Here is a 23,138-nt window from a genome sequence, read left to right on the forward strand (position 1 = left end):
ATCAATTATCCGCCATGGTGGCCAGGGCCGCCTTGTCGTAGACGCCGCGCATGGCGGTCGCCTGCCTTGCCAGTGAAAATCTGCGGCTTCGGCGCGCCGCCGCCTCACCGAGTTCTCGCCGGCGCTGCGCGTCATCGCAAAGGCCATTGATGCAGCTGGCGAGATCGCCCGGATCGCGCACGTCGTAGAACAGGGCCGCGCCGTCCCACAGTTCCCGGTAGGTCGCGATATCGGCGAGCACCAAGGGCGTTGCCGACATTGCGGCTTCCAGCGTGGCCAGGCCGAACGGTTCGTAGAGCGACGGCGATACGAAGATACCGGCCCGCCCCATCAGCGAGCGCACTTCCTCATGTGGCACCGGCCCGAGGGGAACGGCGCCACTGAAGCCAACATGCTGGCCGTCCGGCCCTTGCTGCGAGCCGGCGACGAAGACCGGCCATTGCGTCAGGGAGGCGGCCTGGTCCAGCACCGCCGCATTCTTTCCTTCGTCCCACCAGCGCGCGGCGGCGAAAACGACCGATTCCCGTCTTTCGCTCTTCGCGCCGGGCCGCGCCCCGTTGCCGACGACGCTCAGGCGCGCGATCGGCCCGTAGCAGGTTTCGAGCATGTCGGCATGGCTGCGGCTGGGCGCAACGACCATTCCTGCTTTGTCGAGACCGCGCCGGTTGCGGTGCTTCTGCCAAGCCCATTCGCCGTCCGCCGCCTGTCCCTTGACGGCGTGGAACCATGTCACCACGCAGGAATGCGACACCGCCACGACGGGGCAGGGCACGTCGAGCCCCGCGGCCTGCGTCGGCGCGTTGAGATGGACGATTTCGACGGCGTAGTCACGTATGAGCGGGTGCAGCTCCTGCTGCAATGTGTCGAGGTCGTGCTCGTTGCGGGTCATCCAGTCGGGCGGCGTGTTGAGCCATGTCAGCGTTGCGAATGACTGGGCCTCCTCGGCCTGCTGCCTGGACGGTTCCGGACCAAGCCCGGCAAGCACGACGCTGTCGCCGCCGGCGACCAGTTGCCTGGCCAGATCGAGCGCATAGCGCCAGACGCCGCCAACCGCATCGACAGTCATCAGGATACGCCGCGGCCGCGGGCTCAGTGTCCGCAACATGTGGCCTCCAATTCGGCCAGCGGACGCGGCCGCTTCTCCTGGATGTCGCTGAACGTTCGGAAGGATGCGAGATAATGTTCATGCGCGCGCTCCCAGGCGAGATCGTCCGGCTCGCCCCAAAGTTCGCGGTAGCTCGGCGAACTCGGATAAGGATAGAGCGGCACCGGTTCGTTGGCCCAAACGCCGTTGTCGATCAGGTGCTTCCGCCAATAATCGACGAGCGCGGGATCGTCCTCGACCACGCCGATCAGATTGGCCTGCACGAACGGCACGTGGCGCCTTGCGTCGACCAGCAACGCGGCCAGCTCCTCGGTGCCCAAACGGCAGCGTTTTGCCAGCATGGCGCGGCCTTCCACCGTCAGGCTTTCGAGGCCCGCCTCGATCGAGACGCAGCCGGCGGCACCGAGCAGCTTCAGCAATTCCGGCTTCCAGAGGTCGATACGGGTCTGCACGCCGAACTTCACATCACGATCGACCAGCGCCTCCAGCAATGCCTTTTGCGGCAGGAAGATCTCGTCGATGAAATAGATGTAGCCGACGCCCTGTGCGATCAGCCGGTCGATCTCGGCGATCACTGCTTCGTGGTTCCGGCGGCGATAGGCATCGCGGAAATCGATCTTGGCGCAGAAACTGCAATTATACGGGCAGCCGCGCGACGCCTCGACCTCCGCTCCAAAGCCGACCTGGTCGTCGTCGAAGCGGTGATGATGGTGCGAATGGGCGGCAATCCAGTCTGATGGCCATTCGAGCGCTGGGTGATCGATGAACGAGCTCGCATGCACGCCGCCGTTCGAGACCAGTTCTCCATCCTCGAAGTGGGCGGTGGACGGCACCGCACTCCAGTCGTCGCGGCGGGCAAGTTCCGCGACCACTTCCTCGCATTCGCCGCGCACGACGATGTCGACGCCAAGCTTGCGCAAAGTCGGCGTCGGCGTCGCCGAGCCATGCGGCCCGACGGCGACGGTGCGACCGCCGCGCCCGGCAAGATGGTTGAGGAAATCGGCCGGCACGCGCAACTCGGGCGGTGCGCAGCGCCAGAACAGGTAGGTCGGCGCGGTGCTGACGATGGTCATGTCAGGCTCGAATGCGGCGACGCGATCGGCGAGCGCGGCGTTGTCGAGCTTCTGGATCTGCCCGTCCAGCATCAGCACCTCGTGGCGGGCTGCTTCGAGCAGCGCTTTCGAATGGCCGAGTTCGAGCGGCAGATGCGGCTGGCGGCAGCCGAAATAGATGCTGTCCTGGTACGTCCAGGACGGATTGACCAGAGCGACCCTCATGCCACGTACCTCGCCGGTTCGGGATGCGGGTCGAGGCGATGACGCTGCAGCCAGTCGGCGAGGTCGCGGATGCCGTTTTGCCACGGGACGTGCGCTTTCCACCCCAGCGCCGCCTCGATCGCGCGCGTGTCGGCGACGAAGAACGGTTGGTCGCCGGTGCGTTCGCGGTCGTAACGAATCGGAACGTCCCGTTTCGTTATGTCGCGAATCTCCTTCAGCAGCATGCGCAGGCTGACGGCGTTTGCCGGTCCGCCGCCGAGATTGAATGCTTGGCCCTTGATCGCCTCGATGCGGTCGAGCACGGCGCGATAAGCCGCGACCGCGTCGGCAACATGGAGGATGTCGCGCACCTGCTTGCCATCACCGTAGATGGTGATCGGCCGGTCGGAGAACGCGTTAAGCAGGAAATGGGCGACCCAACCCTGATCCTCCGTCCCGAACTGGCGCGGTCCATAGATGCAGCTCATGCGCAGCACCGCCGTCGGCAGGTCGTATGACTTGGCGTAGTCGAGGACATACTGGTCCGCCGCGCCCTTGGAGCAGCCATAGGGCGTGCAGAAATCGAGGCCGCGCGTCTCGTCGACGCCGTGCGCTCGGACGCCCGCGTCGCGAGGCGCGTATCTGCCGTCTTCTTCGCGCATAGCAAGGTCGGCGAGGCGGCCATAGACCTTGTTGGTGCTGGCGAAAACGACGGGGATGCGCTTGCCGCTGCGGCGAGCGGCTTCCAGGACGTTGAACGTCCCGCGCAGGTTGATGTCGAAATCCTCGTCCGGCCGAACCAGGCTCGTGGTGACGGCGGTCTGCGCGGCAAAGTGGAAAACCGCCCTCGAGCCTGCCACCAACGGCGCGAGCGCCTCGGCGTCACGGACATCGGCGATTTCGACGGCGAGGCGGTTGCCGTGCTTTTGCGTCAGCCATTCTAGGTTCTGCTCGACGCCGGGACGGCTCAGATTGTCGATGACCAGCACCGGCTCGCCGTCCGACAACAGGCTGTCGGCGAGGTTCGAGCCGATGAAGCCGCTGCCGCCGATAATGGCGACGGGCGCTTCGCGAAAATTGCGTGAATCCGGTCTCATGATACCAGCCCTCGCGCTTCGAGTTCCCGCTTCATCTCGGCGCTGCGATCGATGGCGACCGTGTTACGCACCCAGGCGACGAAATCGCCGAGCGAATGCTCCAGCCGGTGCTGCGGCTGGAAGCCGAGCAGTTCGCGCGCCTTGGAGATGTCGGCAAAGCAGTTGCGGATATCGCCGGAGCGTGCCTTGCCGAGGATTTCCGGCTGGCGTCCAGGCACGCCCATCGCTTCGGCGAGCAGCCGGGCGACCTCGCTGACCGCGTAGGCCCGCCCGCTGCCGATGTTGATGACGTGGCCGCGCGCCTGGGGCTGTTCCAGCGCCAGCCGGAAGGCGAGGGCGACATCGCGTACATGAACGAAGTCGCGCTGCTGTTCGCCGTCTTCGAAAATCAGCGGCCGCTGGCCATTGGCGATGCGCGAGGCGAAGTTCGCCAACACGCCGGTATACGGGTTGGAGAGTGCCTGTCCGGCACCGAAGACATTGAACAGGCGCAGCGCCACCGCATCGACGCCATAGGCTTCGCCGAAGATCAGCACGGCGCGTTCCTGGGCGTATTTCGTCAGCGCGTAGATCGAGGCGAGGTCGACCGGTTTCTGCTCGTCGGTCGGCAGCGGCAACAGGACTTCACCTTCCGGCGACAGGGGATTCCATTGGCCGCTGCGGATGTCGTCCGGCTGCCGTCTTGCATTGTCGATGCGCCGGCCGTCCGGCGTGGCATAGAGACCCTCGCCATAGACGCTCATCGACGACGCAACGACGATCCGTTCGATCGGCCGTTTGATCAGTGCCTCCAGCAACGTGGCGGTGCCGAGGTCGTTGGCGCCGACATAGCGGGCGATCTCGTACATGGACTGGCCGACGCCCACTTCAGCCGCCAGGTGAATGATCGCGTCGACATCGTCGACCGCCTCTGCGATGGCGTCGTGATCGCGAACGTCGCCTTTGATCAGCTTGGCGCCTGGCGGCAGGCTGATTGCCTCGCCGCCATGCACCTGGTCCAGCAGCGCATCGAGAATTGAAACCCCATAGCCATGTTCAACGAGTTCCTGGGCGACGTGGCGGCCGATAAAACCGCAGCCTCCCGTGACCAGTATACGTTTCACGACAACTCCTCATACGAATGGCTTTGCCGCCCCAAACTTCCGGGCGAAAGGTTTGTTCCCTTGCTTCAACAAAGTTCAGGAGGCTCGCCGGGGTAGGTTCAACCAGGCGTGGGAACATCGAAGGCTGCTTGGTGTTAGGAGCAATGTTCGACCAACCGCGCGCACATGCCGGGCAGAGATGCATCTGCTGGTTGTGTGGAGGCAGACCGGCAACGCGGGGGTCTCGCGGTCTGCGGTGGAATCGAAGGGAGATTGCGATGTCTGAATCGAAGACGACCACCGATCACGACGAAATCCGCCGTTGGGCCGAGGATCGCGACGGGCGGCCGGCGGTGGTGCGCACCAAGGGCGAGGGCGGCATACTGCGCATCGACTTCGGCGAGCCTGAAGAGACGTTCGAGCCCGTTGAATGGGACGAGTTCTTCAGGATCTTCGATGAGAACGAACTGGCGTTCCTCTACCAGGATGAGACCAGCGGCGGAAAGACCAGCCGCTTCAACAAGTTCGTCGAGCGCAGCCGGAAAGGCTAACATCGTCTAGTACCCCTGCACAGAGGATTCGACGGGTTCGATGGGTTGTAGCCTGGGTAGGATATCGGGTTTGACGAGCAGTTCAATGCTGCGCGCGAGGCCCGGTTGCCTGCGGATCAATCCGGCCCGCTCGAGGGTGAGCACCATCTGATGGACGGAAGGCGCGGTGACGCTGAAGAAGCGCTGCATGTCGCGTTGGCCGCAGAACTATTCGAGACGACGGAAGCGATCGAGCGCGTCCTCGCCATAAGGGATGCCTCCCAACTCTCGGGGTGCGCCGAGGCTAGACTTCGCCTGGAAAAGGCGACGACGCGCATCATCGACTATGGCGGCGGCGACCTCACGCAAGAGCCCTTTCACCTGAGGATCGTGCTTGCAGATGGCGTCGCCGCCTACGTCGGATCGGCCAACCTGCTCAGGCGCTCGAAGGTAGCAAACCCGAGTGCGGAATGTTATCGAGGGTCCGGCTGTTCATGCCGTCAAAGTGCTCAGCGATGCGGTTGCCAACATGGCGGAAGCAATCTCCACGAGGTGCTGACCACGAAACGGTATCATGGAACTATTGCCAATGCCGTCATGGCGAGAGTGTTAGCGCAATCGCTGTCACCGGAAGCGCGCGCTTATGTGCCGTGCTGGAATGCACATGAAGAATCCGCGTCCGCGCGGCCTCGTCGATTTCCTTGCCTTCGAGGAAATCGTCGATCTGTTCATACGTGACGCCATGGGCATCTTCGTCAGGACGAAGCGGGACAAGGTTCTCCAGGTCGGCGGTCGGGATCTTGTCGACGAGTTCGGGCGGAGCGCCCAGATGCGCGGCCAAGGCTCGCACCCTGCGTTTGTTTAGCCCCGAAAGAGGAAGGATATCGGCGGCGCCGTCGCCGAACTTGGTGAAGAAGCCCATCAGTGCCTCGGCCGCATGGTCGGTGCCGATGACCAGTCCTCGGCTGGCGCCGGCGAGCGCGAACTGGGCAATCATGCGCTGACGCGCCTTGATGTTGCCAAGCAAGAAATCCTCGCGGCCTGCGTCGCCGAACTCGACACCAGCCCGCTTGATCGAATCTAGCATTGCGTCGGCAGCCGGCTTGATGTCGACCCGATGCACTTCGTCCGCCCCTATGGTGTCCAAAGCCCGCTGGGCGTCGCTCTCGTCGGCCTGGTTGCCATACGGGAGCCGAACGGCCAGGAATTTGGCGTCGTATCCAGCCGCTCGCAGTTCCTCAACGGCCCGTTGAGCCAGAAGGGCCGCGGCAAGTGAATCCACCCCGCCGCTAATCCCCAGCACATAGGTGCTGAGCCCCGATGCACGCAGATACGTGCCGAGAAAGTCGATACGCCGGCGTGCCTCCAGCGCGACGTCAACACTGGGAGCGACACCCAACGCGTTGATGATCATTTCCTGTTCGGTCATTGGCAGTGGGTGGTCCTGATATCACAGCATTCCGTCTAGTACCTCTGCACAGAGGATTCGACGGGTTCGATGGGTTGTAGCCTGGGTAAGATATCGGGTTTGACGAGCAGTTCAATGCTGTGCGCGAGGCCCGGTTGCCTGCGGATCAATCCAGCGCGCTCAAGGGCGAGCACCATCTGATGGACGGAAGGTGCGGTGACGCCGAAGAAGCGCTGCATGTCGCGTTCGGCCGGCGCGCGACCGTTGAGCAGGCCGTAGGTCCAGAAGAAGGCGAGGTACTGGCCCTGCTTTTAGGTGAAGCAGGGTCGGTCTGGCGGCCGTCCGTCAACTAATTGATACATTTTCTGATTCTTCCGGAACCTCCGCAACCGAAGGAGGCCTTCCGGATGAATGTACGCTATCGCGTCGATCTCGACCAACCCGAACGCGACGAACTCACAGCCATGCTGGCAGGCGGCAAGCATCCGGCGCGCAAGCTCAATCGGGCGCAGATCCTGCTTGCTGCCGATGCCGGCCGCAGTGACGAGACCATTGCCACAACGGTGGCGGTCGGCGGCTCCACTGTCTACCGCACCAAGCGCCGCTTCGTGGAGATGGGCCTGGAGGCGGCGCTCAGCGAAGAGCCACGCGCAGCCGCGCAACGCAAGCTGACGGGCAAGGAAGAAGCCCTGCTGGTGGCCACCGCCTGCTCCAGTCCGCCGCCGGGTCGGGCCCGTTGGACACTGGATCTGCTGGCCGATGCGTTCGTCAAGCTGACCGAGCACGAACAGCTGTCGCGCGAGACGGTGCGCCGGCGCCTGGCCGAGAACGATCTCAAGCCGTGGCGCAAGGACATGTGGCGCATTCCAAAGGTTGACGCGGAGTATGTCGCGCGCATGGAGGATGTGCTCGACCTCTATGCCGAGGCACCGGACCCGAAGCGGCCGGTGGTGTGCTTCGACGAAAGCCCGACCCAACTCATCGGCGAGGTGCGTCAGCCAATCCCGGCCGCGCCCGGAAGGCTGGAGCGCTACGACTGCGAGTACAAACGCAACGGCACCGCAAACCTGTTCGTCTTCCTCGACGCGCATCGTAAGCGCTGTTTGCCTCGCACCTTGACCACGACGCCGTTGTGCCGTTTCGAAGACTGCCGCTGTGACGGAGATGGCAACAAATGCGCCAACAGCGGACGTTGTTGGATTGCGATCCGCAGCACCAAGGTGACGAAGGCCGTCAATATTCTTCGCGTTGACAGCGGTTCTGTGGGAAGCGAAAGCTGCGTCCAATAGGAAGCTCGCGCTACCTCTTCTCCAGGCCTTTGAGATGTTCGATGAAGGCCCGCAGTTTGGGGTGAACTTGAGACCGCTGCGGGTAGTAGAGGTACACACCCGAGCTTGTCCCGGTGAAGTGGTCCAGAACGACTTCGAGCTTGCCGCTCGTCAACTTGTCGCTGATCGCTTCTTCAGGGCTGTAAACGACCCCTAAGCCGTCGACGGCCGCATCGATCGCCAGCAGAACATCATTGAGGATCAGCGGCCCCTTTACCTGAACCTCAAATTCCTTGCCGTCGGTCTCGAACTCCCACCGATCGTACACACGATTGCCAGCTCCCGCGCAGATGCAAGGATGGGCCAACAGGTCTTTTGGATGTTCAGGGTGCCCATGCTTGTCAAGGTAGGCCGGTGCAGCAGCCACAACCCATCGGACGGGACCGAAGAGTTTGAGCGCCACGACATCTTTGGCAAGGATGTCTGACACCCGTATTCCTGCATCGAACCCGCGCTCGAATATGTTGGTGGCAGCGTTCTCGAAGAAGATCTCAACCGTCACATCCGGGTACTTTTCGATAAAGGTCGCGATCAGCGGCCTAAGGAAGTTCGGATAGACGGTCTGCGGGACATTCAAGCGCAGACGACCGGCAGGCTTGTCCGCTGCGCTTCCCGCGTCCTTCATAGCGGAAAGGATCGCATCCAGCGCCGGTCCCGCCTGTTGCAGGAATTTCTCCCCGGCTTCGGTCAAGCTCGTAGCTCGTGTCGTTCTTGTAAGCAGGGTGACGCCCAGGCGAGTTTCGAGGTGTCTGATCATCTTGCTTATCGCAGGCGGCGAAACCCTGAGTGCTTCTGCCGCCGCCGTGAAGTTCCGCTTCTCGGCGACAAGCGCAAACGCCACAAGCCCATCAAGCTGATCCTTGTCCATTATGAACCTCTGGTTAATGTCGCATCAACCCGAATGCCATTTTTTGAAAGGAACGGCCATCGTATTCTGCGCTCACTCACGAAGACACGGCCGCAAACGCTGATGTGTTTCGGAGGTTGATCAAACCCAGTGGAGGTGCAGTGCAGCACCATGAAGAACTATGCAGACGATTTCGAAACAGGCGCTCCCGAGATGCCAAGCCGCCGTAAATTGTTCGCCGCTGGGCTAGGCATCGCCGCAGCGTCGCTGCTGCCTCTTTCCGAGTCGAGAGCTCAAACGGCAACATCGGGTGCCGCAGCCACAGGTGCAAGGTCATCGAACCTTCAGCGTCGCATGCTCGGCTCGCTGGAAGTCTCTGCCATGGGGATGGGCTGCCAAAACTTTGCCGGGATGTACAGCCCGCCTACGAACAGGCAGGAGGCCGTGCGGATCATCCGGGCGGCGCATGACCGGGGCGTGACCTTTTTCGACGTCGCTGAAGTCTATGGACCCTTCCTGGGCGAGGATATTGTTGGCGAGGCGCTTTCGCCGATCCGCGACCAGGTGATCATCGCGACCAAGTTCGGCTTCGACATCACGCCCGAAGGCCAGGTCACAGGCGTCAACAGCCGCCCTGACAATATCAAGCGAGTGACCGAGCAACAGCTCCGCCGCTTGAAGACGGGCTACATTGATCTTCAATACCAACACCGTGTCGATCCGACCGTGCCCGTCGAAGACGTGGCCGGAGCGGTGCAGGAATTGATCCGTGAAGGCAAGGTCCGCCACTTCGGCCTGTCCGCTGCAGGCGAAGCGACCATCCGCCGCGCCCACAAAGTGCAGCCAGTCACGGCGGTGCAGAATGAATACTCTGTCTGGACCCGCGATCCGGAGGTGGAGGTTCTGGCGACCTGCGAGGAGCTTGGCATCGGGTTCGTGCCATGGAGCCCGCTCGGCATGGGATACCTGACCGGTACAGTCACCCCCATGTTCGTGCATGGCCCTGCCGACCTACGGGCCAACCTGCCGCGCTTCACGCCTGAAGCCCGCCGCGCCAACTGGCCGGTGGTCGAACTGCTACAGCGTGTAGGCGCACGTCATCAGGCTGCGCCCGGCCAGGTCGCCCTTGCCTGGTTGCTCGCCCGCAAGCCGTGGATCGTGCCCATTCCCGGCCCGATAACGGAGGACCAGATGGACCAGAACATGGACGCGCTGCAGGTCCAGTTGAGTGCGGCCGATGTCAAGGAGATCGATGACGGCTTTGCCCGGATCACGGTCCAGGGCGCGCGTCTGAGCCCACCAATGCTCGCGATGATCGATACCGGCGCAAAACTTGGAACGAGTTCCAAGGGCGGAACCGGCATGTCACCGGTCAGGTGACCAACCCACAAGAACCGACGGGCTGAAGTCTAGCCGGGTACCTGCGGCGCTTCTTGTCCGAGGCGCTGCCACCTCTGTGGTCCTCGCTCCGGTCTTTCCGGATCGGTAGGGCCAGCCAGAGAGCACAACGAAGGAGACTACCATGAATAACAACAATCGGGTCGCTGTAATCACTGGTGCATCCTCCGGAATCGGTGAGGCGCTGGCACGTGAGCTTCTTTCAGAAGGATATCGCGTAGCCCTTCTAGGGCGGCGCCTTGAGCGTGTCGCGGCACTCGCAGACGAACTCGGCGAAGGCGCTATCGCGATCCAGGCTGACGTGACCGACCGGGACTCCATCGCTGGAGCCGCCGCGCGCGTCCAGGAGTTCGGCGGCGCCGATGTTCTAGTCAACAACGCAGGCGTGATGCTCACAGCGCCGTTTGGATCGGACAAGCGATCCGAGCATCGGCAGATGGTCGAAACCAATCTCCTGGGTGCCATGACTGTGACTGAGGTTTTCCTTGACCAACTCCGCGCCAAGAAGGGAGATCTGGTGAACATCTCTTCTGTGGCAGGTCGCGTAGCTCCAGCCGGGTTCGCTGCCTATTCGGCAACCAAATGGGGGATCAACGGCTGGTCCGAGGCGCTTCGCGTCGAACTCCAGCCAGACATCCGCGTGATAGTCATCGAGCCTGGTGCGGTGGCGACAGAATTATCCGACCACATCACACACGAGGAAAGCAAAAAGTCTGCTCAGGACTACCGCGACAACGTTGCAATTCCGGCTCAGGACATCGCCGAAATCATAGCCTTTGCTCTCAGCCGGCCGAAGCGGACGTCCCTCAACGAGATCCTGGTCCGCCCGACCGTGCAGGCGATGTGAACAACTGTCTTACAGCCCCATGCGCCGCAAGATCGGTGAAGGGCTGACAACATGAAAGGACACATGAGATGAGTAACAAAGTGTGGTTCATCACCGGGGCAGGACGTGGCCTCGGCCTGGACATTGCCAAGGCGGCCCTGGCAGCCGGCCACAAGGTGGTCGCGACTGGCCGTAATCCAGACAAGGTGGCGAACGCTCTAGGTGCTTCCGACGACCTTCTTGTCGTGAAACTCGATGTCACCAAGGCCGCTGACGCCGACGCCGCCGCGCAGGCGACCCTTGAGCGGTTCGGACGGATCGACGTGCTGGTCAACAACGCGGCCAGCTTCTACGCCGGGTATTTCGAGGAACTGTCTCCCAAGCAGATGCAGTTGCAGCTAAGCACGAGCCTTGACGGTCCGATGATCGTGACGCGGGCGTTCCTTCCGGTCATGCGCAAGCAGCGCTCCGGCCAGATCGTCTCGATCTCCTCGACGGCAGGTCTGATGGGCTTTGAATTCTGCACAGCCTACTCTGCTTCGAAGTTTGGCCTCGATGGCTGGATGGAAGCGCTGCAGACTGAAGTCGGTCCGTTCGGCATCGAGACGATGATCGTCAACCCAGGCTTTTTCCGCACGGAGCTTCTGACGGAGGAGTCCACCAGTTACGCGGAAATCGCGATCGAAGATTATCACGAGCGACGCACGGCACAGATTGCCTTCTGGAAGTCCCAGAACGGCAAGCAGGGCGGTGACCCCGCTAAGCTGGCACGCGCTCTAATCACGCTCGCTGAGCAGGACGAACTGCCACGGCGCTTCCTCGCTGGCTCTGACGCTATCCAGGTGGCGGAGCAGAAGATTGCTCTCTTGCAGCAGCAGATCGAAGCGTACCGAGAACTGTCGAGTTCTCTCGCCATAGACTGAGGACGCTGGAACGCCCTGAGTCCACACCCTGCGTGCGGGCTTTGGGGCATTCGCCGATCCTCTATCTGCGTACCTTCCGAAGTCCGCTTTGGGCCGACTGCAGTCTTCGGGGCCACATTACTTCCCCTTGTAAGCCCAAGGCAGCGGCTCATCGATCCGGCTCTGCTTGTGACCGTTGACGATGGCGGTGAGCGTCTTGATCACGTAGGCCTGCGGATCGACGGCGTTGAGTTTGCAGGTCTCGATGAGCGATGCGATGGTGGCCCAGTTCTCGGCTCCAGCGTCGTGCCCCGCAAAGAGTGCATTCTTGCGATTGAGGGCTATCGGCCGGATGGTTCGCTCGACGCTGTTGTTGTCGATCTCGATGCGGCCGTCGGTCAGGAAGAGCTTCAAACCATCCCAATATTTGGCGATGTACGCCAAGGCCTCGCCGAGTGGAGACTTGGTCGCGACACGGGCGCGGTGATGGACGAGCCAGGTCTGCATGTCGGTGACCAGTGGCGTTGATCGTTCCTGTCGTCCGGCGAGGCGAGCCTCCGGATCAAGGCCACGCAGTTCGGCCTCGATCCGACCCAGTTCGCTGATCCGCTTGACGCCCTCTTCGGCGATAGGTGCTGCTCCGTTACGGGTTATCTCCACCAGCTTGCGGCGAGCGTGTGCCCAACAATAGGCAAGCCGGATGTCCGAGCCGACACGGTCAGGTGCGATCAGTCTGTTGTATCCGGCATAGCCATCGACCTGCAGGATGCCGGAGAAGCCCTGCAATATCCGTTCGGCATGAATGCCCCGAGCGTAGGTGAAGGCCACACCAGGCGGAGCACCGCCGCAACTGGATGTTCTCAACCGAACAGGCGCGCCTCAAATTGGCCAAGGCCTATCCAAAGCCAACCGCCAAAGAGTCATAATCCCTGTGCAGAGGTACTAGTTGCCGGCGGCATGGTCAGTGCAGCAGGTTTGCTCCGCGTGCCTTGACGATGTTTCGCATGATGCCGTTAAGCCAGTCCTCGGTGGAGGAACCGGATCGTCTCCTGTCGATCTCGCCGATCGCCTGCTCGAGCGTCCGCTCGACCAGCCGGTCGGAAGCGTCAACGTCTCCCAGCAGCAGACGCGCTGCGAGCCTGAGCTTAGGCAGCAGGGAAAATACGTCGTCTGACGGCTCGGTCGCCAGATTTCCGCTTGATGCTTTGGGCTCGGAGGGGAAGAGAGCATCGAAAACAGCCTGGCCGTCCGAGGATTTTCTGAGGCTGCTGGCATACCGAAGGCGCTCAGGAATAACGATGTCTTCGTCGCCGCTGAAAAACACGAACGGCACGCCGCGGCGCATCAGTTCGTCCGCGATCGGGAATACCCGTCTTCCGTTGAGATTGACGTCCAGGATTGCGGCTTCCGCCTCATCGGTATGCTTCGACGCCTGTTCGACTGTCGCCACGGGGCCAAGCACGACGGCGCCCATCTTGCTGAAATAACGTGCAAGATCGCCCGCCAGCATCCATTCGTCCTCGACGATCAGGATATGCAAGCCTTGCAGGTCGCGCACCTCATTGTTCCTTCTTTCTGCGGGAGTCACGGCTGTCGGCGCGGACTTGTACAAAATGACGGGACAAGGCCTCTTGCAACCGTTCCGCGCGCGCGAGCAGACGAGGCGGGATTTCTTCGGATACCGGGACCTTGGCCAGATCCGGCGAACGTAACGAGATTTGTTTTGCCGGCTTTATCTCAGGTGGTCGTTTTGCCATTGGAACCGCCTCGAAAACCGGATGTTAATGCCCACCGGCGGTGCTTTGTTCCGTTCGAGGACCATTTACTGGCCTGAGGCTCGGTCCGGTCCTAAAGCACGTCGCGTTTTGCCGGCCTCATGCGACGCGCTTTAGGCTGTTGTTTTTATTCATCTCGTTATCGCAAAACCGCTGCACACTTTTGCGCGACATGCATTAGTCTGAGGTCCGATTTGGCGGTTTCGCAGCCGCGGCTGTTACCGAGGCGTGGCATGGTATTCCAGAACGGAAGATTTCCCATTGTCGGCGTCGGCGCATCGGCCGGCGGCATTCCCGCGATGGAGGGCCTGTTCAAAGGACTGACCGGCGGCACCGGCATGGCGTTCGTCGTCGTCACTAATCTGAGCCCAGAACGCGAAAGCCTGCTGCATGACGTTATCGCACGTTACACCGGAATGCCGGTCATCGTCGCCGAGGAGGGCATGGCGGTCCAACCCGACCAAGTCTATGTGATGCCGCAAAACGTCGTCCTCACCATCCGTAAGGGCGCGCTTTCGCTACGCCGGCCGAACACGCTTAACCGCGAGCGCAAACCGATCGACATCTTCTTCCGTGCACTGGCCGAGGACCAAGGGGAGTACGCCGTAGGCATCATCCTGTCGGGGGGCGATTCGGACGGCACGCTGGGCGCCCGGGCGATCAAGGAACATGGCGGGTTGACGATTGCCCAAGCCTCCAACGGTTCCGGCGCGCGCAACCCGGACATGCCGCAAAGCGCGATTTCGAGCGGCCTGATCGATATCGCAGCGCCCGCCGAGGAGATCGGCGCAAAGCTTCAGGCGTTTGGCCGCGGCTTCAATGTGCTGAACGGGCTGGCCGAGGGGGGTGGCGAGCACAAAGCTGACGTGGATCGGGCCGCCGATGAAATCGACCCCACTCTGCGCGGCCATTCCGGTCACGACTTTTCCAGCTATAAGACGAAGACGTTCTCCGCCAATGAAGAGGCGCAGTCGACTAATGAGGAGCTTGAGGCCTCGAAGGAGGAGAAGCAGTCGCTCAACGAAGAGCTCAGCACCATCAACGCAGAGCTGACCAGCAAGATTGAGGAGCTCGACCGCGCCAACAGCGATCTCAGAAACCTGTTCGAAAGCACAGAGATCGCAACCATATTCCTCGACCGCAACCTTGTGGTGCGGACCTTTACCCCCGCTGCATCGGCCTTCTTCAATCTGCGCCCATCCGATGTCGGACGGCCGCTGACCGACCTTTCAAGCCAGCTCGACTATCCCGAGCTGAGGCCTCACATCGAGGCAGTGCTCGAGACGGGAGAGATCCTGAACCATCACCTTGCGCGCGACGACAAGGGCCGGTTCTACCTGGTTCGCATCAACCCGTACCGGGACAAGAGCGGCAGCATCCAGGGCGTCGTCGTGACCCTGATCGACGTGACGACGCTGGCGCAGGCGGAAGAGCGTCAGCAGGTGCTCATCTCCGAGCTGAACCATCGCGTCAAGAACATGCTGGCGGTCGTGGCCAGCATCACCAACCGGACCCGTGAAAACTCGGCATCGAAAGAGGAGTTCGCCGAAGCCTTGATCGGGCGTCTGCATGCAATGTCACGAGCCTATAGTCTGCTCTCGCGCGAGAGCTGGACGGAAGCCTCAGTCGAGGAACTGCTGCGTCAGGAACTCGATCCCTTCGGCCCCGAACGGTTTGAGCTCGATGGCAGGAGGGTAAATCTCAAGCCGGCACAAGGGCTTTCGTTCGGCATGGCCATCCATGAACTGGCGACGAATGCCGCCAAGTATGGCGCACTGTCGAGGCCTGCCGGGCGGATAGTTGTCAAATGGTCGGTGGCCGACGGAACCTTCAAGCTCGTCTGGCGCGAGAAGGGCGGCCCCCGCATCAAGGAGCCAACCGACAGCGGCTTCGGCCTTACCCTTCTGCGCGGAGAAATCGGCTATAGGCTGGGCGGAAAAGTTGAAACAAGTTTCCGCTCAAATGGTTTGGAGGCGGAAATCGCATTCCCTCTGACCCGCGAGGGCTCGTCGTGACCGGAAAGGTGCGTGTGCTGATCGTCGAGGATGAATGGCTGATCGCCGACGATGCGGCGGCTTACCTGCGCAAAGCCGGCCATCAGGTGGTTGGACCTGTTTCGTCGGTGACGGCGGCACTCCGGCTCGTTGGCGAAGGCGGCGTCGACGCGGCGTTACTGGATATCCAGTTGAACGACGAAACCAGCTATCCGATTGCGGAAGCGTTGCGGACGCGTGGTGTTCCGTTCGCCTTCCTCTCAGGCTTTGGTGAACGCGAAATTCCGGCCGGGTTCCGCGCTTGCAGGATCGTGCAGAAGCCGGCGAGCCAGAGTGCGATCCTGAATGCCGTGGATGAACTCGCGCGAGCCGGCTGAGGTCGCGATTTGAAAGTCGCGCCAGGTCACATCGGCGTGGTGCGTGCCTGCCGCGAACGACGAACGCCTATGGCAATATCCGCACCGGTACCGATTTGACCGCCGGAACATGAGCCTTCTCGGCTCTGTGCCACAAAGGAACCAGCGGGTTGAGCTCGGGGTAGTAACCGGCGCAATTTCCCTCCGGCACCGAGTAAGGTGTAACGCGCAGCCCGTGCACGCGGCGCTCCACACCGTCCTGCGCATTGGCTTCGAGATCGACTTCCTGTCCGGCGCTCAAACCGAGGCGCTGGATATCCTTCTCGTTCATCAACAGCACCATGCGTGTGCCGCTGATGCCGCGCAGCCGGTCGTTGTAGCCGTAGACGGTCGTGTTGAACTGGTCGTTGGAGCGCACCGTGATCAGTGTCAGCACATCGCGGCCGGCGACATCGATGTCAGGATCGGTTTCAAGGCCACTTGGCAGCTTGAAGTTTGCCCTCTTGTTCGGCGTCTCCCACACCCGCTTGCTTGCCTTGATGTCGCGATGGAAGCCGCCGGGCGTCAGGAAACGCTCGTTGAAGTCGCGGAAATGTTGGGGGTAGCAGCGCTCGATTTCGTCGCGGATGCGGGAATAATCCCCAACCCACTCGTCCCATGGGATCGAACTCCTGCCCGGCACTGTCGCCTTGGCAAGCTCGGCAACGATCCTGGGCTCGGAAAGCAGATGCGGCGAAGCCGGAGGTCGCGATCCGAACGAGCCGTGGATACAGGCGGTGGAATCCTCTACCGACACCCTTTGGTCGCCGCTTGCCTGATGATCTCTTTCCAGCCGTGACAGGCAAGGCAGCAAATAGGTTGTCCGCCCGGCGATCAGGTGGCTGCGGTTGAGTTTGGTCGCGATCTCGACATGCAGGTCGAGCCCACGCCAGGCTTTCTCGACCAGGCCGGTTTCCGGAACGGCCCGCACGAAATTGCCGCCCAGCCCGACGAAGCCCTTGACCGATCCGTCAATGACGCCTTCGCAGGTCTCGACCGTATCGAGGCCTTTTTCGCGCGGCGGTTCAAAGGCATAGAATTCGGCGAACTTTTCGAGCGGGACGAGCTCGGGCTTTTCCGATATGCCGACGGTGCGCTGCCCCTGGACATTGGAATGGCCGCGCAGCGGCGAAATGCCGGCGCCGGGTTTTCCGATATTGCCGCGCAGCATCAAAAGATTGCACAGCATCTGGACGTTCTCGGTGCCGTGCCGATGCAGGGTCAAGCCCATGCCGTAATTGCCGATCACCGCGTTGGCATGGCTGTAGACCTCGGCGACATGCTCCAGGTCGGTCTGCGCAATGCCGGATCGCGCGACTATATCGCTCCACTGGGTTTTGCGCAGGAAGGCTTCGAATTCGGCGAAGCCATGCGTCTGCTCGGCGATGAATGCCGTGTCGAGGACACGCGTCCTGCCGCTTTCGCGGGCGGCATCGTCGAGCGCCAGCAACGCTTTGCCGATGCCCGTTATCGCGGCAATGTCGCCGCCGGAACGAACCTGGAAGAAGTCGCTGGACATTTTGGTGCCAGGCCCGGGCGACAGCATGTCGACAGGGTTTTGCGGGTTCTTGAAGCGTTTCAGTCCCCGCTCGGGCAAGGGATTGAAGGTGAAGACGGGCACGTTGCGTTGACGTGCCTCCTGCAGCGGATGCAGCAGGCGTGGCGCCGTCACCCCGGTGTTGTGCCCGAAGAAGAACATCATGTCGCATTTCGCAAAGTCTTCGAGCTGCACGGTCCCGACCGGCGAGCCGATCGATTCCGGCAAGCCGACCGAGGTCGATTCATGACACATGTTGGACGAATCGGGCAGGTTCGAAGACCCATAGATTCGCGCAAAAAGCTGGTACATGAACGAGGCCTCGAGCGAAGCCCGGCCAGACGTGTAGAACACTACCGATTTGGGATCGAGCCGCCCCAGTTCGGCAGCTATGTCGCGGAACGCATCGTCCCAAGAGACCGGCTCGTAACGGTCGACGGCGGCATTGTAGTGCATGGGCTCGGTAAGCCTGCCCTGCTTCTCAAGATCGTGGTCCGGCCAATCGAGCAGTTCCGTCACCGAATGCTCCGCGAAGAAAGCGGGTTCGCAGCGCAGCTTGGTCTGGTCCCACATCGTCGCCTTGGCGCCGTTTTCACAGAATTCGAAAGGCCTCGGCTGGGCTGGCTTTGCCCATGAGCAAGACACGCACATATAGCCGTCGGCCTTGTTCTGCTTGAGCAGCGTGCTCCATATCCCGGACAAGAGCAGGCCTTCGCCGCGCGCCTTGCGGACCAGGGATTTGAGCGATCCCCAGCCGCCTGTCGGGTGGTCGTATTTCTTGGTTTCGATGCGATCGGTTACGGCGGGTCTCATGCAAGCCACTCCCTGTAGAAGAGCACTCATACGAACCCGCGGTGAGGCTGAATGTTCCGGGCTGGGTCCGTACCGTCACGCCGGTCCGTCTCGCCGGAACCATTTCCGCCATCGTTTGTTCGGCTCGAAGAAAGGAGCCGCGCGAAATGGAGCGACGTAATGCATTAATTGCGATGGTGATTTCGGCCATTATTATCGTCGGCTTTCTCATAGGCTTTTTGTACGGCGATATGGGCTGGCAGACTTCGCCGCTCAAAAGAGCCCCTGAGCAGAACCAGGGTGGCAATGCTCCGGCCGACACCTCGCCTGCCGCCGGCATCAAGAAGAACCCCAAGGAAAATACCGAAATGCCAGGCCAGCAATGAAGGCGAATCCAGCGATGACGTTAGCCAATGGCACGAACTGAAACGGGGTCCTGTTTTTGCGGCGCCATAACGGCGGAGATGCGCGGCGAGCCTTTCTGGGTTTGCTCCGATCACGATGACGACTGCCGCAAGGCGATAGGAAGCCCTCTGTCGGTGTGGGTCGGTTATCGGCCTTCCGAATTCACCTTGCTCACCGGCACGCCGAAGACCTTTTCGAAAACCCCAGGCGTGCTTCGGTCCTTCTGTGCGGATTGCGGAACATCGATCGGCTATGTCGACCAGGGCCTGCCCGACGAACTCTATCTGGCGATCGGCTTCCTCGATCATCCCGAACGGTTTCCGCCGCAGGCCCACGCATATTGGGACATGAGGCTTCCCTGGGTCGACTTTCCAGACGAGTTGCCGCGGGTGGGGACGTATTCGAGGCGGCGAGATCCGGCCTTCGGAAATCCGGCGGAACGCTAGCTTTCGATCCCATCGCTGGTTGGAAAACGTGCCATTCGGGGCTGCGTACGAATACGACAATTGGCGCACGGCTGAAAACGCGCGATCATGTGCCAATGGGCCGCCGTTTGGATGACAAGCTCGATTGCAAGGCGTGCGGGACGATCCTGATGGAGATTCCCGACAATCCGAAGGATTCGACGCCGATCCATTGCAGCAATTGCGGCGCCTATCTCGGCGAATGGGGCGATCTGCAGGAGGATTTCTTCAGGCAGGCGTTCGGTGCCCAGGCCTTCGATCTGAACAACGGAAACATCATCAAGAAATAATCCTGGATCCCGCCGGCCCCAAGCCACGGCCTGTGGACCCGGCTCGTTGCGGCAATCACCGTTAGTGTCGGACCCTCGGGAACCTTTCTCCCGAGCCGCTTGTTTGGGTGGCGGAAGGAGAAATGCCATGAGCACAAAACCTCCGCCTGTGCCGCCGAAGAATCTGAGCCCAAAAGGCGCCGGTGACAAAAAATCGGTAGCAGCCGACCCGGCGCCGCAATCGACCGTGCCGGATCCCGACAAGCAGGGCCAGCAAGGCAATACGAAGGTCAACACCACCCATCAAGGCAACGTCCAGGATCGCTAGGTTATGTCCACGTCGAAGAAGACTCCTGCCAGCATCCGCCAGGGCGGTCCCGGCGCCGCGCACGAAAACGCCAAGAAGCCGCTGAGCGTCGAAAAGCCGCCGGCCGACTCCGACCGTCGCAGCCACAGCAAGGTCTCCGGCGGCGGCGGCGAACGCGACAGCCACCATACCCACGACCCCGAAAAGAAAGGCGACACTCGGCCCGCGCATCAGGGCAAGTGAAGTCGGGCGGCGACGCGATGATCGGTGTGGTTCGAGCGAAGTGTCAGCGGGGACGGCGCGCCAAGGCAAACGGCACGACGTTGTCGACCACCGGCAAGTCGAACAGCATCGGAAGCCCCCGCGTCGCGGCCATTTCCACGATCAGCTCCTCGATGGAGTGATCGGTCAGACGGGTCTCGACGCCCAGCCGGATCATCGCCGCCAGCTTGTGCACCGGCACTGGCACGGACTTCGCCCGGTCGTCGAGCAGCTTGCTGATTTCGATCACGACGTCGGCGTCGATATTCCTGGGCAAGTCTCGCATAAGCGCCTCCCCGCCAAACGAAACGAAAAGCCCGCCGCACCTTTCGATACGGCGGGCGATCCAGTAATGCGTACCGGCGAGGGGATCGGGGTGGGCGTGCCGGCGCGCGCAGATCGCAAGTAATTTTAGTTAAATCCGTCAACTTCGATGTGTCACGGAAAAACGTCTGTACGTTTTTTACCGAACCGCGCGGATCGTTAGCTGTCCCCGCCGTCGCGCGGCGCGGCAGCACGGATGGCGCGATCCATTGCCCTCCGGATAGCGAACTCAAACAGTATACATTATAAACTTAAAACATCTTGCCAGGTGATCCAGCCTATGCTCCACTTGCGCCGGGAACATGGCTGATAGGTCGATTTCTGCCGACACGTGGCTGCATTTCAAACGGCACGACTGCGAGAACACAGCCTCAAACGATATACGAAATCTTCGCATGGGAAGGCGTGGATGACGGAAACGATAGAGCTCAAACGGGTTGGCGATGGCAATCTGCGTGCCCAGGTCTATCAACAAATCCGGTTGACGATACAGCATGGCGAATTGGCGCCTGGCCAGAAGCTCGTCGACGTCGATATTGCCGCCCAGCTCGGTATTTCCAGAATGCCTGTCCGCGACGCCTTGATGCAGTTGGTGCATGAGGGCTATCTCGTCGGCACCACACGCGGCTTCACCCTGCCCACGCTTACCGCGACGGATGTCGCCGACATCTTCGAGGTCCGCCGCTTGCTCGAGCCGCGGGCCGCCGCGCACGCCGCACGGACACTTGACGCCGCTGGCCTCAAGACCCTGGCAGCCGCGCTTCGGGAGGCCGAGGCTGCGGCCGCCGCCAGCGATGCCGACCGCTTTTTCCAGGCCAATTCGGCATTCAGGAATTGTTGGCTCGGCGCCGTCGAGAACGAGCGCCTTTCCCAAACGATTGCAAGGTTCGCCGACCATGTGCTCGTCGTCCGCTTAAGGACGCTGTCGCACCAGCCGACGCAGGCCGTTATCGTTGCCGGCATGCGCGCAATCTATGAGGCATTCGTCGAGCGCGACGCCGTCGCCGCTTACGACCGCATGACCCACTTCATTCAGAACGCCGAGGAGCGTTTCATGAAGCTTAGCCCACCGTTTCAAAATTCCAACGGTGAAGGTGAGGGCATGTCGCGGCAGGGGAAAGCATGATCAGGAAGCAGCACCCGCTGAAAGGGCCGAACAGGTTCAAGCTCGGCGTCTTTTCAATGAATGCCGATGGCGGCCTGGCAATGACCACCGTTCCCGAGCGCTGGCGTGCCCGCTGGGAAGACAACCTAAACTCCGCCTGCATCGCCGATCGCGCCGGCCTCGAGTTTCTGCTGCCGATCGCCCGCTGGCGCGGCTTCGGCGGATTGACGCATGTGCGGGAATGGTCGTTCGAGACTTTCACCTGGGCGGCGGGCCTTGCTGTCGCCACCGAGAACATCGGCCTGTTCATGACGGTCCATGTGCCGCTGGTTCATCCGCTGCAGGCTGCAAAAGCGCTGGCGACGGTCGACCACATCTCCAACGGGCGGGCCGGCTTGAACATTGTCTGCGGCTGGAACCCCGACGAGTTCGCCATGTTCGGGCAGACGGTCGGCGATCGAACCTACGATCAAGCGGAGGAATGGATCAACATCATCGTGCGTGCCTATCAATCGAGGGAGCCGTTCGACTTCGGCGGCGAGTTCTATGATCTGAAGGGTGTCGTCAGCCGGCCGCCAAGCCTGCAGGCGCCGCGACCGGTGACCATGAACGCCGCCTTCGGCGCGCCGGGGCGCAACTACGCAGCGCGCCACTGCGACTATCTGTTTTCGACTTTTTCCGAAATTGCCGACGGCCGTGCGCATGTGGTCGACATCACAAACCGAGCGGCCGAAGTCGGGCGCGAAGTCGGCGTCTACACGGTCTGTCACGTCGTCTGCCGGGAGACCCAGCAGGAAGCCGAGGACTACTACCGGCATTACGCGCTGGAATGCGCGGACGAGGGTGCGGTCGACGAGCACATGCGCAAGAAGAAGGAATTCGCGAACTCGCACGATGCGAAGGCTTTCACCGAATATCGGCAAAGGTTCGCCGGCGGTGCCGGAACGTTCCCGCTCATCGGAACGCCGGAAAAGATCGTCGACGATCTCACTGAGATTATGGACCAGGGTTATTCCGGCGCCGCCCTCACATTCGTCAACTACACCTACGAATTGCCCTTCTTCTGCGACCGCGTGCTGCCGCTGATGCGCCAGGCCGGGCTTCGAGTAAATTGATGCCGGAGGCCGCCATTCCGACGCCGTGGGTGGATGGGCACGACGCCATCAATCCGCGCGCCTTCAAGCAGGCGATGCGGGCCGTGGCGGGCTCGGTCGCCATTCTCGCGTCGGAACATGACGAGATCGGTTTTTGCGGCATCACGGCGACGGCCCTCTGTTCGTTCAGCGCCGAGCCGCCGTCGCTGCTGGCCTGCGTCAACCGCAGCAGCACCTTTGCTTCGGCCATTCGCGAAGGTTTGCCTTTTTCGGTCAATCTTCCCGCCGGCGACCAGGAGAACGTTGTGCGCGCCTTTGGCGGCATGACCAAAGCCAAGGGCCCCGCGCGGTTCTCGTCCGGATCATGGGTGCGCGGCGAAACCGGCGCGCCCTTGCTTGTCGGCGCACGGGCAATATTCGAATGCCGGGTGGCCGAAATCATCGTGCGGGCGTCGCACATGATCGTCATCGGCATCGTCTCGGGCGTTGCACTGGATCGCGCTGACCGATCGCCGGTCTTCTACGCGCATGGGCGGTTCCTGACAGTAGGAGATGATGCCAACTAACCGCCGTTCACGCGGCGCAGCGATTGCAATTTCAGATCGGCCCGATCATGGGCCGGATCATGGGCGAACTA

General features: G+C 61.8%; 26 protein-coding genes and 2 pseudogenes. 16 read left to right on the forward strand and 12 right to left on the reverse strand.

Annotation, left to right across the window (positions count from 1 at the left end):
* Position 1 precedes the first annotated feature (1 nt).
* The 4 genes from NKJ23_RS11330 to NKJ23_RS11345 are packed head-to-tail and all read right to left on the reverse strand — an operon-like array spanning position 2 to position 4,561.
* Positions 2 to 1,105, reverse strand: coding sequence for a glycosyltransferase family 4 protein (locus NKJ23_RS11330; protein ID WP_352680350.1), 1,104 nt, complete (start codon positions 1,103 to 1,105; stop codon positions 2 to 4).
* Positions 1,090 to 2,382, reverse strand: coding sequence for a TIGR04295 family B12-binding domain-containing radical SAM protein (locus tag NKJ23_RS11335; RefSeq protein WP_352680351.1), 1,293 nt, complete (start codon positions 2,380 to 2,382; stop codon positions 1,090 to 1,092). The genes NKJ23_RS11330 and NKJ23_RS11335 overlap by 16 nt, the downstream gene beginning before the upstream one ends.
* Positions 2,379 to 3,458 carry an NAD-dependent epimerase/dehydratase family protein gene (locus tag NKJ23_RS11340; protein WP_352680352.1) on the reverse strand — a complete coding sequence of 360 codons (1,080 nt, stop codon included), beginning with the start codon at positions 3,456 to 3,458 and terminating at the stop codon, positions 2,379 to 2,381. The genes NKJ23_RS11335 and NKJ23_RS11340 overlap by 4 nt, the downstream gene beginning before the upstream one ends.
* Positions 3,455 to 4,561, reverse strand: coding sequence for an NAD-dependent epimerase/dehydratase family protein (locus tag NKJ23_RS11345; protein WP_352680353.1), 1,107 nt, complete (start codon positions 4,559 to 4,561; stop codon positions 3,455 to 3,457). The genes NKJ23_RS11340 and NKJ23_RS11345 overlap by 4 nt, the downstream gene beginning before the upstream one ends.
* A 257-nt stretch (positions 4,562 to 4,818) precedes the next feature.
* Between NKJ23_RS11345 and NKJ23_RS11350 the strand changes: the two genes are divergently transcribed.
* The gene (locus tag NKJ23_RS11350) at positions 4,819 to 5,091 is read left to right on the forward strand and encodes a hypothetical protein (protein ID WP_023676123.1); all 273 of its coding nucleotides are present in this window, start codon (positions 4,819 to 4,821) and stop codon (positions 5,089 to 5,091) included.
* Positions 5,092 to 5,097: 6 nt separating this feature from the next.
* Here the strand turns inward: NKJ23_RS11350 and NKJ23_RS11355 are convergent, their stop codons facing one another.
* Together NKJ23_RS11355 and nadE are read right to left on the reverse strand one after the other, a co-directional pair.
* Positions 5,098 to 5,280, reverse strand: a complete 183-nt coding sequence (locus tag NKJ23_RS11355; protein WP_352451545.1) for a LexA family transcriptional regulator — start codon at positions 5,278 to 5,280, stop codon at positions 5,098 to 5,100.
* 385 nt (positions 5,281 to 5,665) lie between these two features.
* Positions 5,666 to 6,499: an NAD(+) synthase gene (gene nadE, locus NKJ23_RS11360; RefSeq protein ID WP_352680354.1), complete on the reverse strand. Its 834-nt coding sequence runs from the start codon at positions 6,497 to 6,499 to the stop codon at positions 5,666 to 5,668.
* 134 nt (positions 6,500 to 6,633) lie between these two features.
* On the opposite strand from nadE, the gene NKJ23_RS11365 reads away from it, so the two are divergent.
* Both NKJ23_RS11365 and NKJ23_RS11370 read left to right on the forward strand, forming a co-directional pair.
* Positions 6,634 to 6,831 (forward strand): hypothetical protein, encoded by a 198-nt coding sequence (locus tag NKJ23_RS11365; RefSeq protein ID WP_352680355.1) that lies wholly within the window; start codon positions 6,634 to 6,636, stop codon positions 6,829 to 6,831.
* 54 nt (positions 6,832 to 6,885) lie between these two features.
* Positions 6,886 to 7,572: pseudogene (locus NKJ23_RS11370) on the forward strand (IS630 family transposase); the annotation flags it as partial.
* Between the two features lie 205 nt (positions 7,573 to 7,777).
* Here the strand turns inward: NKJ23_RS11370 and NKJ23_RS11375 are convergent.
* On the reverse strand, positions 7,778 to 8,674 hold the full coding sequence (locus NKJ23_RS11375) for a LysR substrate-binding domain-containing protein (RefSeq protein ID WP_352680356.1): 897 nt from the start codon (positions 8,672 to 8,674) through the stop codon (positions 7,778 to 7,780).
* 333 nt (positions 8,675 to 9,007) lie between these two features.
* Between NKJ23_RS11375 and NKJ23_RS11380 the strand changes: the two genes are divergently transcribed.
* The 3 genes from NKJ23_RS11380 to NKJ23_RS11390 all read left to right on the forward strand — a co-directional run bounded on the left by NKJ23_RS11380 (position 9,008) and on the right by NKJ23_RS11390 (position 11,800).
* Positions 9,008 to 10,033, forward strand: a complete 1,026-nt coding sequence (locus NKJ23_RS11380; protein WP_352680447.1) for an aldo/keto reductase — start codon at positions 9,008 to 9,010, stop codon at positions 10,031 to 10,033.
* Between the two features lie 142 nt (positions 10,034 to 10,175).
* Positions 10,176 to 10,898, forward strand: coding sequence for an SDR family oxidoreductase (locus tag NKJ23_RS11385; RefSeq protein ID WP_023676116.1), 723 nt, complete (start codon positions 10,176 to 10,178; stop codon positions 10,896 to 10,898).
* Positions 10,899 to 10,966: 68 nt separating this feature from the next.
* Positions 10,967 to 11,800, forward strand: coding sequence for an SDR family NAD(P)-dependent oxidoreductase (locus tag NKJ23_RS11390; protein WP_352569259.1), 834 nt, complete (start codon positions 10,967 to 10,969; stop codon positions 11,798 to 11,800).
* A 117-nt stretch (positions 11,801 to 11,917) separates the two neighbouring features.
* Here NKJ23_RS11390 and tnpC read toward each other — a convergent pair.
* The 3 genes and pseudogenes from tnpC to NKJ23_RS11405 form a co-directional block, all read right to left on the reverse strand.
* Positions 11,918 to 12,625, reverse strand: a pseudogene (gene tnpC, locus NKJ23_RS11395) (IS66 family transposase); the annotation flags it as partial.
* A 115-nt stretch (positions 12,626 to 12,740) separates the two neighbouring features.
* The gene (locus tag NKJ23_RS11400; RefSeq protein ID WP_036238319.1) at positions 12,741 to 13,337 is read right to left on the reverse strand and encodes a response regulator; all 597 of its coding nucleotides are present in this window, start codon (positions 13,335 to 13,337) and stop codon (positions 12,741 to 12,743) included.
* A 1-nt stretch (position 13,338) separates the two neighbouring features.
* The gene (locus tag NKJ23_RS11405; RefSeq protein ID WP_156937318.1) at positions 13,339 to 13,536 is read right to left on the reverse strand and encodes a hypothetical protein; all 198 of its coding nucleotides are present in this window, start codon (positions 13,534 to 13,536) and stop codon (positions 13,339 to 13,341) included.
* 251 nt (positions 13,537 to 13,787) lie between these two features.
* Here NKJ23_RS11405 and NKJ23_RS11410 point away from each other — a divergent pair, with 251 nt between their 5' ends.
* Together NKJ23_RS11410 and NKJ23_RS11415 are read left to right on the forward strand one after the other, a co-directional pair.
* Positions 13,788 to 15,569 (forward strand): chemotaxis protein CheB, encoded by a 1,782-nt coding sequence (locus NKJ23_RS11410; RefSeq protein ID WP_352680357.1) that lies wholly within the window; start codon positions 13,788 to 13,790, stop codon positions 15,567 to 15,569.
* Between the two features lie 14 nt (positions 15,570 to 15,583).
* Positions 15,584 to 15,925 carry a response regulator gene (locus NKJ23_RS11415; RefSeq protein ID WP_245274673.1) on the forward strand — a complete coding sequence of 114 codons (342 nt, stop codon included), beginning with the start codon at positions 15,584 to 15,586 and terminating at the stop codon, positions 15,923 to 15,925.
* A gap of 67 nt (positions 15,926 to 15,992) precedes the next feature.
* Here the strand turns inward: NKJ23_RS11415 and NKJ23_RS11420 are convergent, their stop codons facing one another.
* Positions 15,993 to 18,293, reverse strand: a complete 2,301-nt coding sequence (locus NKJ23_RS11420) for an FdhF/YdeP family oxidoreductase (protein ID WP_352680358.1) — start codon at positions 18,291 to 18,293, stop codon at positions 15,993 to 15,995.
* A gap of 146 nt (positions 18,294 to 18,439) precedes the next feature.
* On the opposite strand from NKJ23_RS11420, the gene NKJ23_RS11425 reads away from it, so the two are divergent.
* The 5 genes from NKJ23_RS11425 (at position 18,440) to NKJ23_RS11445 (ending at position 19,960) form a co-directional block, all read left to right on the forward strand.
* A complete protein-coding gene (locus NKJ23_RS11425) occupies positions 18,440 to 18,658 on the forward strand; it encodes a hypothetical protein (protein WP_254818791.1) in 219 nt (72 codons plus the stop codon).
* Positions 18,659 to 18,685: 27 nt separating this feature from the next.
* Positions 18,686 to 19,123 carry a GFA family protein gene (locus NKJ23_RS11430; protein ID WP_352680359.1) on the forward strand — a complete coding sequence of 146 codons (438 nt, stop codon included), beginning with the start codon at positions 18,686 to 18,688 and terminating at the stop codon, positions 19,121 to 19,123.
* A 149-nt stretch (positions 19,124 to 19,272) separates the two neighbouring features.
* A complete protein-coding gene (locus NKJ23_RS11435) occupies positions 19,273 to 19,431 on the forward strand; it encodes a hypothetical protein (protein ID WP_023676108.1) in 159 nt (52 codons plus the stop codon).
* Positions 19,432 to 19,558: 127 nt separating this feature from the next.
* On the forward strand, positions 19,559 to 19,738 hold the full coding sequence (locus NKJ23_RS11440; RefSeq protein ID WP_352680360.1) for a hypothetical protein: 180 nt from the start codon (positions 19,559 to 19,561) through the stop codon (positions 19,736 to 19,738).
* Between the two features lie 3 nt (positions 19,739 to 19,741).
* Positions 19,742 to 19,960, forward strand: coding sequence for a hypothetical protein (locus NKJ23_RS11445; protein WP_352590409.1), 219 nt, complete (start codon positions 19,742 to 19,744; stop codon positions 19,958 to 19,960).
* Positions 19,961 to 20,003: 43 nt separating this feature from the next.
* Here NKJ23_RS11445 and NKJ23_RS11450 read toward each other — a convergent pair whose 3' ends face one another.
* Positions 20,004 to 20,264, reverse strand: coding sequence for a hypothetical protein (locus NKJ23_RS11450; RefSeq protein WP_352451554.1), 261 nt, complete (start codon positions 20,262 to 20,264; stop codon positions 20,004 to 20,006).
* A gap of 447 nt (positions 20,265 to 20,711) precedes the next feature.
* Here NKJ23_RS11450 and NKJ23_RS11455 point away from each other — a divergent pair, with 447 nt between their 5' ends.
* From NKJ23_RS11455 to NKJ23_RS11465, 3 genes are read left to right on the forward strand one after another with little or no spacing between them, the layout of a single operon-like run.
* Positions 20,712 to 21,428: a GntR family transcriptional regulator gene (locus tag NKJ23_RS11455; RefSeq protein WP_352680361.1), complete on the forward strand. Its 717-nt coding sequence runs from the start codon at positions 20,712 to 20,714 to the stop codon at positions 21,426 to 21,428.
* Positions 21,428 to 22,522, forward strand: a complete 1,095-nt coding sequence (locus NKJ23_RS11460; protein WP_352451596.1) for an LLM class flavin-dependent oxidoreductase — start codon at positions 21,428 to 21,430, stop codon at positions 22,520 to 22,522. The genes NKJ23_RS11455 and NKJ23_RS11460 overlap by 1 nt, the downstream gene beginning before the upstream one ends.
* Positions 22,522 to 23,067, forward strand: coding sequence for a flavin reductase family protein (locus NKJ23_RS11465; RefSeq protein ID WP_352451556.1), 546 nt, complete (start codon positions 22,522 to 22,524; stop codon positions 23,065 to 23,067). The genes NKJ23_RS11460 and NKJ23_RS11465 overlap by 1 nt, the downstream gene beginning before the upstream one ends.
* The last annotated feature ends 71 nt before the right edge of the window (positions 23,068 to 23,138 follow it).

This window comes from Mesorhizobium sp. M0184 (genome assembly GCF_040322215.1).
Lineage (GTDB): Bacteria > Pseudomonadota > Alphaproteobacteria > Rhizobiales > Rhizobiaceae > Mesorhizobium.

Coding starts and splice junctions, on each gene's coding strand:
- NKJ23_RS11330 (WP_352680350.1), bottom strand. CDS start 1,105: ATGTTGCGGACACTGAGCCCGCGGCCGCGGCGTATCCTGATGACTGTC.
- NKJ23_RS11380 (WP_352680447.1), top strand. CDS start 9,008: ATGCTCGGCTCGCTGGAAGTCTCTGCCATGGGGATGGGCTGCCAAAAC.
- NKJ23_RS11455 (WP_352680361.1), top strand. CDS start 20,712: ATGACGGAAACGATAGAGCTCAAACGGGTTGGCGATGGCAATCTGCGT.
- nadE (WP_352680354.1), bottom strand. CDS start 6,499: ATGACCGAACAGGAAATGATCATCAACGCGTTGGGTGTCGCTCCCAGT.
- NKJ23_RS11420 (WP_352680358.1), bottom strand. CDS start 18,293: ATGAGACCCGCCGTAACCGATCGCATCGAAACCAAGAAATACGACCAC.
- NKJ23_RS11410 (WP_352680357.1), top strand. CDS start 13,788: ATGGTATTCCAGAACGGAAGATTTCCCATTGTCGGCGTCGGCGCATCG.
- NKJ23_RS11430 (WP_352680359.1), top strand. CDS start 18,686: ATGGCACGAACTGAAACGGGGTCCTGTTTTTGCGGCGCCATAACGGCG.
- NKJ23_RS11440 (WP_352680360.1), top strand. CDS start 19,559: ATGAGCACAAAACCTCCGCCTGTGCCGCCGAAGAATCTGAGCCCAAAA.
- NKJ23_RS11390 (WP_352569259.1), top strand. CDS start 10,967: ATGAGTAACAAAGTGTGGTTCATCACCGGGGCAGGACGTGGCCTCGGC.
- NKJ23_RS11335 (WP_352680351.1), bottom strand. CDS start 2,382: ATGAGGGTCGCTCTGGTCAATCCGTCCTGGACGTACCAGGACAGCATC.
- NKJ23_RS11405 (WP_156937318.1), bottom strand. CDS start 13,536: ATGGCAAAACGACCACCTGAGATAAAGCCGGCAAAACAAATCTCGTTA.
- NKJ23_RS11355 (WP_352451545.1), bottom strand. CDS start 5,280: ATGCAGCGCTTCTTCAGCGTCACCGCGCCTTCCGTCCATCAGATGGTG.
- NKJ23_RS11465 (WP_352451556.1), top strand. CDS start 22,522: ATGCCGGAGGCCGCCATTCCGACGCCGTGGGTGGATGGGCACGACGCC.
- NKJ23_RS11435 (WP_023676108.1), top strand. CDS start 19,273: ATGGAGATTCCCGACAATCCGAAGGATTCGACGCCGATCCATTGCAGC.
- NKJ23_RS11385 (WP_023676116.1), top strand. CDS start 10,176: ATGAATAACAACAATCGGGTCGCTGTAATCACTGGTGCATCCTCCGGA.
- NKJ23_RS11340 (WP_352680352.1), bottom strand. CDS start 3,458: ATGAGACCGGATTCACGCAATTTTCGCGAAGCGCCCGTCGCCATTATC.
- NKJ23_RS11350 (WP_023676123.1), top strand. CDS start 4,819: ATGTCTGAATCGAAGACGACCACCGATCACGACGAAATCCGCCGTTGG.
- NKJ23_RS11450 (WP_352451554.1), bottom strand. CDS start 20,264: ATGCGAGACTTGCCCAGGAATATCGACGCCGACGTCGTGATCGAAATC.
- NKJ23_RS11425 (WP_254818791.1), top strand. CDS start 18,440: ATGGAGCGACGTAATGCATTAATTGCGATGGTGATTTCGGCCATTATT.
- NKJ23_RS11445 (WP_352590409.1), top strand. CDS start 19,742: ATGTCCACGTCGAAGAAGACTCCTGCCAGCATCCGCCAGGGCGGTCCC.
- NKJ23_RS11375 (WP_352680356.1), bottom strand. CDS start 8,674: ATGGACAAGGATCAGCTTGATGGGCTTGTGGCGTTTGCGCTTGTCGCC.